At 71.4% G+C, this 12597-nt stretch carries 10 protein-coding genes; 2 read left to right on the top strand and 8 right to left on the bottom strand.

The window, feature by feature from the left end; translation table 11 throughout:
• The first annotated feature begins 104 nt into the window (after nt 1-104).
• Nucleotides 105-2216: a PhoX family protein gene (locus OG989_RS09225; RefSeq protein WP_327030276.1), complete on the top strand. Its 2112-nt coding sequence runs from the start codon at nt 105-107 to the stop codon at nt 2214-2216.
• A gap of 128 nt (nt 2217-2344) precedes the next feature.
• Here OG989_RS09225 and OG989_RS09220 read toward each other — a convergent pair whose 3' ends face one another.
• Nucleotides 2345-3127: an IclR family transcriptional regulator gene (locus tag OG989_RS09220; protein ID WP_151454895.1), complete on the bottom strand. Its 783-nt coding sequence runs from the start codon at nt 3125-3127 to the stop codon at nt 2345-2347.
• Nucleotides 3128-3281: 154 nt separating this feature from the next.
• On the opposite strand from OG989_RS09220, the gene OG989_RS09215 reads away from it, so the two are divergent.
• The gene (locus tag OG989_RS09215) at nt 3282-4463 is read left to right on the top strand and encodes an MFS transporter (RefSeq protein ID WP_327030275.1); all 1182 of its coding nucleotides are present in this window, start codon (nt 3282-3284) and stop codon (nt 4461-4463) included.
• A gap of 11 nt (nt 4464-4474) precedes the next feature.
• Here the strand turns inward: OG989_RS09215 and OG989_RS09210 are convergent, their stop codons facing one another.
• From OG989_RS09210 to nuoI, 7 genes are all read right to left on the bottom strand, one after another.
• Nucleotides 4475-5560 carry a polyprenyl synthetase family protein gene (locus OG989_RS09210; RefSeq protein ID WP_132232098.1) on the bottom strand — a complete coding sequence of 362 codons (1086 nt, stop codon included), beginning with the start codon at nt 5558-5560 and terminating at the stop codon, nt 4475-4477.
• A gap of 90 nt (nt 5561-5650) precedes the next feature.
• The gene (gene nuoN, locus OG989_RS09205) at nt 5651-7204 is read right to left on the bottom strand and encodes an NADH-quinone oxidoreductase subunit NuoN (RefSeq protein WP_151454893.1); all 1554 of its coding nucleotides are present in this window, start codon (nt 7202-7204) and stop codon (nt 5651-5653) included.
• Between the two features lie 118 nt (nt 7205-7322).
• Nucleotides 7323-8858: an NADH-quinone oxidoreductase subunit M gene (locus OG989_RS09200; protein ID WP_132232102.1), complete on the bottom strand. Its 1536-nt coding sequence runs from the start codon at nt 8856-8858 to the stop codon at nt 7323-7325.
• Between the two features lie 64 nt (nt 8859-8922).
• Entirely contained in the window at nt 8923-10881 is a 1959-nt protein-coding gene (gene nuoL, locus OG989_RS09195; RefSeq protein ID WP_192581415.1) for an NADH-quinone oxidoreductase subunit L, read from the bottom strand.
• 11 nt (nt 10882-10892) lie between these two features.
• Nucleotides 10893-11192 (bottom strand): NADH-quinone oxidoreductase subunit NuoK, encoded by a 300-nt coding sequence (nuoK, locus tag OG989_RS09190; protein ID WP_132232104.1) that lies wholly within the window; start codon nt 11190-11192, stop codon nt 10893-10895.
• Nucleotides 11189-11959 (bottom strand): NADH-quinone oxidoreductase subunit J, encoded by a 771-nt coding sequence (locus OG989_RS09185; protein ID WP_327030274.1) that lies wholly within the window; start codon nt 11957-11959, stop codon nt 11189-11191. Before OG989_RS09185 ends, nuoK begins: the two co-directional genes overlap by 4 nt.
• Nucleotides 11956-12597 (bottom strand): NADH-quinone oxidoreductase subunit NuoI, encoded by a 642-nt coding sequence (nuoI, locus tag OG989_RS09180; protein ID WP_089002426.1) that lies wholly within the window; start codon nt 12595-12597, stop codon nt 11956-11958. Before nuoI ends, OG989_RS09185 begins: the two co-directional genes overlap by 4 nt.

Here is a 12597-nt window from a genome sequence, read left to right as displayed (position 1 = left end):
ATGCCGCCGCCGACGGTCGCTCACCGCGCCCTCCTAGCGTCCGGCGGGTACGCACGCCAGCGGCTGGTCCGGCGTGCACCGACCCCCATCAGGAGGCTCCTTCCATGAGCGACCGTCCCCGGCTGCTCCCGTTGCTGGGCGCCACCCGCCACGGCAGCCGCGACGCCATGACCTGTCTCTACCGGTGCGGCAACGCGTGCGACCACCCGGTGCCCAACACGTCCGACAACGCGTACTTCGGGGACGTGGTGAACGCGGAGGTGTCCCGGCGCGGCGTGGTCCGGGCCGGCGCGGTCGGCGCGCTGGTCCTGGGCTTCGGCGGCGCGGTGGCCGGCGCCGCCCCCGCCGCGGCGGCCCCCGCCACCCCCGTGGTCCCCGGTGCCGCCGGCTTCGACCGCCCCGCCGGCGGCGTCGGCAGCGGCGCGCTGACCTTCAAGCCCGTCCCGCCGAACACCCTCGACAGCCTCGTCGTGCCGAACGGGTACGACCACGCGGTCGTCCTGCGCTGGGGCGACCCGGTGGTGCCGGGCGCCCCCGAGTTCGACGTGCGCGCCCAGAGCGCCGCCGCCCAGGCCCGGCAGTTCGGCTACAACAACGACTTCGTCGGGGTGCTGCCGCTGGACGGGCGCCGCCGCGCGCTGCTCGTGGTCAACCACGAGTACACAAACGAAGACCTGATGTTCCCCGGCTTCACCAGCCAGGACGCGCTGAGCGTCGAGCAGCTGCGGATCGCGATGGCGGCGCACGGCATGTCGGTGGTGGAGCTGGAGCGGGTCGACGGCACCGGGCAGTGGCGGCCGGTCACCAAGGGCCGGCGGCCGTACAACCGGCGGGTCACGGCGCTGGCCACGAAGTTCGAGCTGACCGGGCCGGCCGCCGGCTCGGTCCACCTGCGGACGGCCGCCGACCCGAAGGGCCGTACGGTCGTCGGCACGCTGAACAACTGCGCCGGCGGGGTGACCCCGTGGGGCACGGTGCTCTCCGGCGAGGAGAACTTCAACCAGTACTTCGTCGGCGGCGACGCGGTGGCCGAGGAGGCCAAGCCGAAGCTGGCCCGGTACGGCATCACCACCACGACCCGCTACCCGAGCGGCAGCCGCAAGTGGGAGCGCGCCGACGAGCGGTTCGACCTGGCGAAGCACCCGAACGAGGCAAACCGGCACGGCTGGATCGTCGAGATCGACCCGTACGACCCGGAGAGCCGCCCACGCAAGCACACCGCGCTGGGCCGGTTCAAGCACGAGGGCGCGAACGTCATCGTCGCCAGGAGCGGGCACGTGGTCGCGTACATGGGCGACGACGAACGGTTCGACTACCTGTACAAGTTCGTCTCCGACAAGAAGTTCATGAAGGGCAACTCCTGGGTGGCCCGCCGGCACAACCTGACCCTGCTGGAGTCGGGCACCCTCTACGTCGCCGAGCTGAAGCAGAGCAGCGCCGGCGAGATCGACGGTTCCGGCAAGCTCCCCTCCGACGGGGCGTTCGACGGCCGGGGCCGGTGGATCAAGCTGGTCAGCGGCAACCGCTCGTACGTCGACGGGATGACGGCCGCCGACGTGCTCACCTTCACCCGGCTGGCCGGCGACAAGGTCGGCGCGACCAAGATGGACCGCCCGGAGGACGTCGAGCCGAGCCTGCTCACCGGCAAGGTGTACGTGGCGCTGACCAACAACACCGACCGGGGCAGGGCCGGCAAGCCGGCCGCCGACGAGGCGAACCCGCGCAACCTCAACAAGCACGGCCAGGTGCTGGAGCTGGTCGAGGACCGTGGCGACAACGCGGGCGAGACCTTCGCCTGGTCGCTGCCGATCGTCGCCGGTGACCCGGCGGACCCGTCGACCTTCTTCGCCGGGTACGACAGGACGAAGGTCTCCCCGATCTCCTGCCCGGACAACGTGGCGTTCGACGCCACCGGGAACCTCTGGATCTCCACGGACGGCAACGCGCTGGGCAGCAACGACGGCCTCTTCGCCACGGCCGTCGAGGGGCCGGAGCGGGGCCACCTGAAGCAGTTCCTCACCGTGCCGGTGGGCGCGGAGGCCTGCGGCCCGTTCATCACCGGGGACAACCGCTCGGTCTTCGTGGCGGTGCAGCACCCGGGCGAGCTCAGCGGCGCCTCGGTCGAGAAGCCGGCCTCGAACTGGCCGGACGGCGACTACGCCAAGCCGGGCGTGGTGGTCGCCTGGCGCCTGGACGGCGGGCCGATCGGCAGCTGACCACCCTTCGGGCGGTCCGCCGCCGGACCGCCACCGTGGCCCTCTCCCAGCCGGGGAGAGGGCCACGGTCGTCGCGGCCCGCGCCCGGGCGGCAGGCGGGACACGCAAGCGTGCCCCGGACGGCCGGGTCAGCTGTCGGCGGCCAGGCCGTCGGCGATCGTCCGGGCGACGGTGAGCAGCTTCGCCCGGACCACGCGGGCGGAGGTCATCATCTCGCCGGCCGGCAGCGCGCAGGCCAGCACGACCCGGCGCTCCATGTCCTTGTCGGGGCTGACCAGCACCGCGGCGCAGGCCACGCCCTGCCGGAACTGCCCCAGCTCCAGTTGCATGCCCCGCCGGTCCCCGGCGGCCAGGTCGACCTCGAACGCCTCGGAGGTGGTCAGGGTGGCGGTGGTGAAGGGACGCATGCCGTAGTCGCGCAGGTAGCGGAAGCGCTGCTCGGCGGTCATCGTGGCGAGCAGCGCCTTGCCGAGGGCGGTCGCGTGCGCTCCCTCGTCGAACCCGGGCACCAGGTCCTCCAGGTACGGCGAGCGCGGGCCCTCGGCCACGGCCGTGACCGCCACCTGGCCGCCCACGAACCGGCCGAGGTAGTGGCTGTAGCCGGTGTCCATGGCGGCCCGGCGCAGGCTCTCCCCGACCGCGGGCGGCCCCCGGAACGCCGTCACCAGCTCGCGGTAGCGGTCGGCCACCTCCAGGCCCACGATGTACGTGCCGTCCTCGCGACGGATCACGTAGCCCTCGTAGGCCAGGGTGCGGACCAGGTGGTAGGTCGTCGCCACGGTCAGCTCGCAGCGCCGGGCGATCTGTTTGACGGTGAGCCCCTTCGGGGCGCGACCGACCGACTCGAGCACTCGTAGCGCGCGGGACACGCTCCGGATGAGATCCGAAGGTTCCGCCAAGGGGTCGCGCACAACCACCTCCGCCGCCGGGGACTTACACCATATGAAAAACAGGCCCGGATCGAAATGCCCGTTCGGGTGGAGGATGCCAGATCGTCATGAACGTCGCGTTGCTCGACAGGCACGTTCCGTGACGAAAACCCCGCTCGCGTAGGTTTGCCGGACCATGACCGACACCGCGCTCCAGCCCGCCCCGGGCATCACCCCGCCCCGGCCCGCGCGGGCCGTGACCGGGGCCGTCGCCGTCACCATCGCCTGCGTCCTGCCGGTCTTCCTGCTCGGCGGTCTCGCCGTGCAGATGGGCGAGGACCTCGGCTTCTCGCCGGCCGGGCTGGGCCTGGCCGTGTCGGTCTACTTCGGCGTGGGGGCGCTGGCCTCGGTGCCCTCCGGCGTCCTCGCCGAGCGGCACGGGCCGACCGTGGTGGCCCGTGCCGGCATCCTGCTCTCCGCCGCCTGCCTGCTGGCCGTGGCGGGGCTGGCCCGGTCGTACCCGGTCCTGCTCGGGCTGCTCGCGCTCGCCGGCACCGCCAACGCCCTCGGTCAGCTCGCCAGCAACGCCACGCTCGCCCGGCACGTGCCGACCCGCAGGCAGGGGTTGTCGTTCGGGGTGAAGCAGGCCGCCATCCCCGTCGCCACCCTGCTGGCCGGGGCGGCGGTGCCGACCGTGGCGCTGACGGCCGGCTGGCGCTGGGCGTTCGTCGCGGCCGCCGTGGCGGCCCTGGCGGCGCTGCCGGCCGTACCCGCGCGGGAGCCGCGCCCCGCCCGGACGGCCACCCCGACCCGCGGCGGCCGCGCCACCGCTGCCCTGGTGGTGGTCGGGGCCGCCGGAACCTTCGCCGCGGCCGCCGCGAACGCGCTCGGCACCTTCGTCGTCGACTCCTCCGCCGACCGGGGGCTGTCACCCGGGCTGGCCGGGCTGACCCTGACGCTGGGCAGCGCGGTCTGCGTGGCGGCCCGGGTCGTCGTCGGCTGGCTCGCGGACCGCCGCGCCACCGGGCACGTCGCCCTCATCGCCGGCATGCTCGTGGTCGGCGCGGCCGGGCTCGGCCTGCTCGCGACGGCCGGGCCGGTGCCGCTGGTGGCCGGCGTGCTGCTCGGCTTCGGCCTGGGCTGGGCGTGGCCGGGCCTGATGACCTTCGCGGTGGTCCGGCTGCACCCGCAGGCCCCGGCCGCCGCCACCTCGGTCACCCAGACCGGGGTGTACGCGGGCGGCTGTCTCGGCCCACTCGGCCTCGGTGCCGTGGCCGCGCACGCCGGCTACCCGGTGATGTGGCTCGTGGCCGCCGGGTCGATGCTGCTGGCCGCCGCCCTGATGCTCGCCGGCAGTCGCCTGCTCGCCCGCCACTAGCGGACCGGGCGTCAGCTGGTGCGGTCGGCGATGTAGTCGCAGAGGGATTCGAGGGCGCGGCGGGCCGGGCCCTGCGGGAGCGGCGAGAGCTGCTCCCGGGCGTCCTCGGCGTAGCTGCGGACCGTCTCCCGGGCCCGCTTGAGCGCCGGGCTCTCGCGCAGCAGACCGAGCGCCTCGGCGTGCAGGTCGTCGTCGGTCAGCGGCCCGGTGGCCAGGATCTCCCGCAGCCGCACCGAGGCGGCGTCGGCGTCGTCCGAGCCGAGCGCGTAGAGCACCGGCAGGGTCGGCACGCCCTCGCGCAGGTCGGTGCCGGGCGTCTTGCCCGACTCCACCGACTCCGAGGCGATGTCGAGCAGGTCGTCGGAGAGCTGGAAGGCCACGCCGATGGTCTCGCCGTAGCCGGCCAGCGCCTCGGTGTGCTCCGGGGCGGCACCGCCGAACATGCCGCCGAAGCGGGCCGACGTGGCGATCAGCGAACCGGTCTTGCCCGCGATCACGTCGAGGTAGTGGGCCACCGGGTCGTCGCCGGGGCGGGGACCGACGGTCTCGGCGATCTGACCGTGCACCAGCCGCGCGAAGGTGCGCGCCTGGAGGCGTACGGCCTCGATGCCCAGGTCGGCGGCGATGTCGGCGGCGCGAGCGAAGAGGTAGTCGCCGACGAGGATGGCGACCGAGTTGGTCCACCGGGAGTTGGCGCTCGGCGCGCCCCGGCGCACGGCGGCCTCGTCCATCACGTCGTCGTGGTAGAGCGTCGCCAGGTGGGTGAGCTCCATCACCACGGCGGCCGGCACGACCTGTGGCCCTGTGGGATCGCCGAACTGGGCGCCCAGCGCCACCAGCAGCGGGCGGAACCGCTTGCCGCCGGCCTCCACGAGGTGCCGGGCGGCCTCCGTCACGAACGGGTCGGCGCTGGCCACGCTCGCCCGCAGCTCGGACTCGACGCCCTCCAACAGGCCCAGCACGGACGCCTCGACGCGGGGATCGGCGAGATAGAGGCCGAGCGCGCCGAACTGACTCGTGCTCACCCTGGTCCGACGGCCGCCGGACCCGGAGGCACCTGAACGCTCGCCAGCCGGATTCACCACGCCATCAACCATGCCACACCCCTCCGACCTGCCAGGGACGGGGGATACGGCGCGGGGGCCGGCACGCCGTGGCGTACCGGCCCCCGCGGGCGTGAGCGTCGGTCATCTGACAAATTCGGCGGCGCCGGTTGCCAGGTCGAGCAGCGGCGCGGGCGCCACACCGAGCACCAGCGTGGCGAGCACGCCGATCATCAGCGCGGCCGAGGTCAGCCCGCCGGGCACGGCGACGGTCGGCGTCGACTCGCCGGGCTCGGAGAGCCACATCATCACCACGACCCGCAGGTACGGGAAGGCCAGCACCATGCTGGTCAGCACGCCGGCGATCACCAGCCACGCCTGCCCGCCCTCGAGCGCCGGGCCGAAGACCGCGAACTTGCTCGTGAAGCCGCTGGTCAGCGGGATTCCGGCGAAGGCCAGCAGGATGAAGGTGAAGATCCCCGCGTAGAACGGCGAACGCCGTCCCAGCCCGGCCCAGCGGGACAGGTGGGTGGCCTCCCCGTCGGCGTCGCGCACCAGGGTCACCACGGCGAACGCGGCGAGCACCGAGAAGCCGTACGCGACCAGGTAGAACATCGTCCCGGAGATCCCGTCGGCGCCCGGCGCCAGCACGCCGACCAGCAGGTAACCGGCGTTGGCGATGGAGGAGTACGCCAGCAGCCGCTTGATGTCGGTCTGCGTGACAGCCAGCACCGCGCCGACCAGCATGGTCAGCACCGCCACGACGCCGAGGACCGGGGTGAAGTCCCACCGGGCCCCGTCGAACGCGACGTGGAACACCCGCAGCAGGGCGCCGAACGCGGCGACCTTCGTGCAGGCGGCCATGAGACCGGTGACCGGGGTCGGCGCGCCCTGGTAGACGTCCGGGGTCCAGACGTGGAAGGGGGCCGCCGCCGCCTTGAAGAGCAGCCCGATGGCGAGCAGCGCCATGCCGGCGAAGAGCAGCACCGGGCTGGCCGGGGAGTTCTCGACCGCGGCGTCGATGGTGGCGAAGTCGACACCCGCCTGCCGACCCGGGATGCCCGCCGTGAAGCCGTAGATCAGGGCCACGCCGAACAGGAAGAAGGCCGAGGCGTACGCGCCGAGCATGAAGTACTTCAGCGCGGCCTCCTGGCTCAGCAGCCGCCGGCGGCGGGCCAGCGCGCAGAGCAGGTAGAGCGGCAGCGAGAAGACCTCGAGCGCGATGAACATGGTCAGCAGGTCGTTCGCCGCCACGAAGATCAGCATGCCGCCGATCGCGAACGTCGTCAGCGGGTAGACCTCGGTGAGGCCGTTCTTGCCCTCGGCCTGCCGCCGGTCGTCGGCCGACTCGGCGGTGACGGCGGCCTGGGCGACGAACGCCCCGCCCCGCTCCACCGAACGCTCGCCGATGAGCAGCAGCGCCATCGCGGCGAGGACCAGGATCGCGCCCTGGAGGAAGAGCGTCGGCCCGTCTACCGCGATCGCCCCGCCGATCGTGATCTTCCGCTCGTCGGCCGCCAGCACCACCATGGTCAGCGCGGCGAGCACCGCCAGCAGGGCCATCGACAGCTGGACCACGTGCCGGAGCCGGCGGGGCACGAACGCCTCGACCAGCACGCCCAGCAGAGCGGCGCCCAGCATGATCAGGGTCGGAGCGAGCGCCGCGTAGTCGATCGACGGCAACTTGAGCTCGGTCACTGCGCAAACCTTTCGTTCGCGACTGCGGGGCTCACTCGCTCCGCTCGTTCACTCCTCGCGCTCACCGCTGCAAACCTTTCGTTCGCGACTGCGGGGCTCGCAAGCTCGCTCCTCGCGCTCACTTTGCCGCCTCCTGGACGGTTCCGCCCGACGTCGGGGCGGGGTCGGTCCGGCCGACGTCCTGCATGGTCGCCTGCACGGCCGGGTTGATCACATCGGTGACCGGCTTCGGGTAGAAGCCGAGCAGCACGATCAGCGCGATCAGCGGCGCGACCACGAACTTCTCGCGCAGGTTCAGGTCACGCTTCATGCCGTCGATCTGGGTGAGCGCCGGGTTGAGCGTGCCCTGGGTGGTGCGCTGCACCATCCACAGCACGTACGCGGCGGCCAGGATGATGCCGAGCGTCGCGATCACCGCGACCGGCTTGTTCACCGTGAACGTGCCGATCAGCACCAGGAACTCGGAGACGAACGGCGCGGTGCCGGGCAGCGCGAGCGAGGCCAGACCGGCGAAGAAGAGCACTCCGGCCAGGATCGGCACCAGCTTGCCTGCGCCGCCGAAGTCGCTGATCAGCGCCGAGCCCCGCCGGGCGATGAGCATGCCCACCACCAGGAAGAGCAGGCCGGTGGCGAGCCCGTGGTTGACCATGTAGAGCACCGCGCCGGTGCCGGCCTGCGTGGTGAAGGCGAAGATGCCCACCCCGATGAAGCCGAAGTGCGCGATCGAGGTGTACGACACCAGCCGCTTCAGGTCGTTCTGGCCGACCGCCAGCAGCGCGGCGTAGATGATGCCGATCACGCCCAGCGCCAGCGCCCACGGGGCGAACCACTTGGCCGCGTCCGGGAACAGCGGCAGGCAGTAGCGCAGGATGCCGAACGTGCCGACCTTGTCGAGCACGCCGACGAGCAGCGCCGCCGCACCCGCCGGGGCCGCGCCACCGGCGTCCGGCAGCCAGGTGTGGAACGGGAAGAACGGCGCCTTGATCGCGAACGCCAGGAAGAAACCGAGGAACAGCCAACGCTCCGTGCCGGTGGAGATGTCCACCTGGGACAGCGCCTGCCAGTCGAAGGTCTTCCCGCCGACGACCCAGAGGCCGATCACCGCGGCGAGCATGAACAGACCGCCGACCAGCGAGTAGAGGAAGAACTTAACGGCCGCGTACTGCCGCTGGTGGCCGCCGTAGCTGCCGATGAGGAAGTACATCGGCACCAGCATGACCTCGAAGAACACGTAGAACAGGAACACGTCGGCGGCGGCGAAGACGCCGATCATCGTGCACTCGAGGACGAGCAGCAGGGCGAAGTAGACCGGCACCGACCGCTTGGACGACTCGGCGTCGTGCCAGGACGCCAGGATCACCAGCGGTACGAGCACCGCGATCAGCATCAGCATCACCAGCGCGATGCCGTCGGCGGCGAAGGTGAAGCTGACGCCCCAGTTCGGAATCCAGGTGTAGGACTCACGGAACTGGAAGCGGTCGCCACCAACCTCGAAGGTCACCCACATGACCACCGACAGCACCAGCACCAGCAGCGACCAGCCGAGCGCCACCTGCTTGGCCAACTCCGGCCGGCTGCGCGGCAGGAAGGCCACCACCAGGGCGCCGACCAGCGGTGCCACGGTGAGCACCGAGAGGAACGGGAAGTCGGACATTATGCGGCCTTACCTCCGTCGTCACTGCGCGGTCCGCCGGAGACGGCCGCCTGGAAGAGGTCGATCACGCCAGCCACCCCGCCTCGACGGCCAGGAACGCCGCCAGGACCAGCAGCGCGCCGGTCAGGATCGAGGTGGCGTACGACCGGACGAAGCCCGTCTGGAGCCGCCGGAGTCGACCCGAGCCGCCACCGATCCCCGCCGCGAGGCCGTTGACCAGCCCGTCGACGCCCCGGTTGTCGAGGTAGACCAGTGCCCGGGTGAGGAAGATGCCCGGCTTCTCGAAGATCGCCTCGTTGACCGCGTCCGTGTAGAGGTTGCGGCGGGCGGCGGTGACCAGCACCCCGGCCGGCTGCGGCGCGGTGGCCGTGCCGCTCCGGAACAGGAACCAGGCCAGCCCGGCACCGAGCACGGTGACCAGGATCGACAGGATCGTGATCACGGTGTGCGAGAGCACCGGGTGGTGCTCCCCCTCTGCCGCACCGAGTCCGGCCGTGGCGGTGAGCCAGTCCGGCACCGAGGTGGAGAGCAGCCAGCCCGCCCCCACCGAGCCGACCGCCAGCAGGATCAGCGGGATGGTCATCAGCTTCGGCGACTCGTGCGGCTGCCCGATGTCCTCGGTCCAGCGCTTCGGCCCGTGGAAGGTGAGCACGAAGAGCCGGGTCATGTAGAACGCGGTGAGCCCGGCACCGAGCAGGGCCGCGCCACCGAAGAGCCAGGCGGTCCAGTCCTCCCGCTCGAACGCCGCCACGATGATCGGCTCCTTGGAGAAGAAGCCGGACAGCGGCGGGATGCCGATGATCGCGAGCCAGCCCGTCATGAAGGTGATCCAGGTGACCTTCATGTACTTCGACAGCCCACCGAACCGGCGGATGTCGACCTGGTCGTTCATACCGTGCATGACCGAGCCGGCGCCGAGGAACATGTTGGCCTTGAAGAAGCCGTGCGCCAGCAGGTGCACGATCGCCAGCGCGTAGGCGCCACCGCCGAGGCCGACGCCGAGGAACATGTAGCCGATCTGGCTCACGGTCGACCAGGCCAGCACGCGCTTGATGTCGTCCTTGGCCGCGCCGATGATGCAGCCGATCAGCAGCGTCAGTGCGCCGACGCTCACCACCACCAGCTGGAGGGTGGAGTTGGCCGAGAAGATCGGGTTGGACCGGGCGATCAGGTAGACGCCGGCGGTGACCATGGTCGCGGCGTGGATGAGCGCCGACACGGGGGTCGGGCCCTCCATCGCGTCCGGCAGCCACGCCTGGAGCGGGAACTGGCCGGACTTGCCGGTCGCGCCGAGCAGCAGCAGCAGGCCGAGCACCAGCACCGTGGTCGCGGTCAGCGAGCCGACCCCGTTGAAGACCTCGTCGTACTGGGTGGTGCCGAGGCTGGCGAACATGATGAAGATGCCGATCGCCAGGCCGGCGTCGCCGACCCGGTTCATCAGGAACGCCTTCTTGCCGGCGGTGGCGGCGCTGGGCCGCTCGTACCAGAAGGAGATCAGCAGGTACGACGCCAGACCGACGCCCTCCCAGCCGAAGTAGAGCATCACGTAGTTGTTGCCGAGCACCAGCAGCAGCATGGCGGCGACGAACAGGTTGAAGTAGGCGAAGAACCGCCTACGCCCCGCGTCGTGCGACATGTACTCGACCGCGTAGAGGTGGATCAGGAAGCCCACCCCGGTGATCAGCAGCACGAAGACGGCGGCCAGCGGGTCGAAGAGCAGACCGAAGTCCACCCGCAGGTCGCCGACCGTGATGAAGTCCCACAGGCTCAGCTCGACCGACTTGTTCTCCAGGCCACGCAACTGGAGGAAGTAGGTCAGGCCCAGCACGAACGCGGCGCCGATGGCGGCCACCCCGAGCCAGTGCCCCCAGCGGTCCGCCCGCCGGCCGAGCAGCAGCAGGACCGCCGCGCTGAGCAGCGGAATCGCCACCAGCAGCCAGACGCTGCCCAGCAGCCCGTCCGCCGTCGCGTAGGCGACGGTGCCCACCGGCTCAGCCGGGGCGTTCGTCAGAATCGTTCCCACCGCAGGACCCCTCAGTACTTCAGCAGGTTGGCGTCGTCGACACTCGCGGAGCGTCGGGTCCGGAAGATCGCCATGATGATCGCGAGCCCGACCACGACCTCGGCCGCCGCCACCACCATCACGAAGAACGCCATGATCTGGCCGTTGAGGTCACCGTTGATCCGGCTGAAGGTGACCAGCGTCAGGTTGGCCGCGTTGAGCATCAGCTCGATGCACATGAAGAGCACGATCGCGTTGCGCCGGATGAGCACACCGACCGCGCCGATGGTGAAGAGCACCGCGGCCAGCACCAGGTAGTAGTCCGGCGTCACTTTTCCGTCCCCTTCAGGGTCGTCTCCCGGGCGTCCAGCTCGCGCACCGGCAGGATCTCCGGGGTGCTCCGCTCGGTCAGCCGGCCGTCCGGCAGACGGGCCGGGGTGGCCACGGAGGAGGAGGTCGCGTAGACGCCCGGGCCGGGCTTCGGGCCCGGGTAGTTGCCCGGGGCGAAGCGCGCCCGCATCGTCTTCGGCTGGTCCAGCCTGTCCTCCTTGCGCCGCTCGATGTGGGCCAGGACCATCGCGCCGATGGCGGCCGTGATGAGCAGCGCCGAGGTGAGCTCGAACGCGAAGACGTACTTGGTGAAGAGCAGCCGGGCGATGCCCTGCACGTTGCCCTCGGCGTTGGCCTGCTCCAGGCCGACCGCCGTGGTGCCCTCCAGCGCGCGCCACAGCCCGCCGCCGGCCAGGCCGGCGAAGCCGAGCCCGAGCACCACCGCCGCGACCCGTTGGCCGCGCAGCGTCTCGATCAACGAGTCCGAGGCGTCGCGACCCACCAGCATCAGCACGAACAGGAAGAGCATCATGATCGCGCCGGTGTAGACGATGATCTGCACCATGCCGATGAACGGCCCGGCCTGCAGGACGTAGAAGACGCCCAGGCAGAGCATCGTCAGCACCAGCCAGAGGGCCGAGTGCACGGCGTTGCGCGCCGCGACCATACCGATCGCGCCGATCAGCGCCAGCGGAGCCAGGATGTAGAAGGTCACCTGCTCCCCGCTGGAGACCTCGCCCGCCGCGGCGAGCACCGTCTGCGTGGTCATGCTCCGTCTCCCTTGGCGGCTGCCGCCCGCTGGGCGTGCTGCTCGGCGCCCGGGAAGGTCACACCGGGGTGCTCCTCCACCTGGTACCGGCCCGGGTTGTTGGCCGAGTGCTCCGCGCCGGCCGAGGTGCCCGGGTTGGTCAGCGCGCCGACGTAGTAGTCCTTCTCGCTGTCGCCGAGTCGCATCGGGTGCGGCGGCTGCTCCATGCCCGGCAGCAGCGGCGCGAGCAGCTGCTCCTTCGTGAAGATCAGATCCTGCCGGTTGTCCCGGGCCAGCTCGTACTCGTTGCTCATGGTGAGCGAGCGGGTCGGGCAGGCCTCGATGCAGAGCCCGCAGAAGATGCAGCGGGCGTAGTTGATCTGGTAGATGCTGGCGTACCGCTCACCCGGCGAGAAGCGCTGCTCGTCGGTGTTGTCGCCGCCCTCGACGTAGATCGCGTCCGCCGGGCAGGCCCAGGCGCACAGCTCGCAGCCGATGCACTTCTCCAGCCCGTCCGGGTGCCGGTTGAGGATGTGCCGCCCGTGGTAGCGCGGCGCCGACACCGGCGGCTTGAACGGGTAGTCGGTGGTGATGACCTTCTTGAACATGTGCGAGAAGGTGACACCGAATCCCTTGAACGTTCCGGTGATCGCGCCCAC

The sequence above is a fragment of the Micromonospora sp. NBC_01740 genome (genome assembly GCF_035920365.1).
GTDB classification, from domain to species: Bacteria; Actinomycetota; Actinomycetes; order Mycobacteriales; family Micromonosporaceae; genus Micromonospora; species Micromonospora reichwaldensis.
Note: the sequence above shows the minus strand (reverse complement) of the source record. Positions and strands in the feature narration are given on the sequence as shown.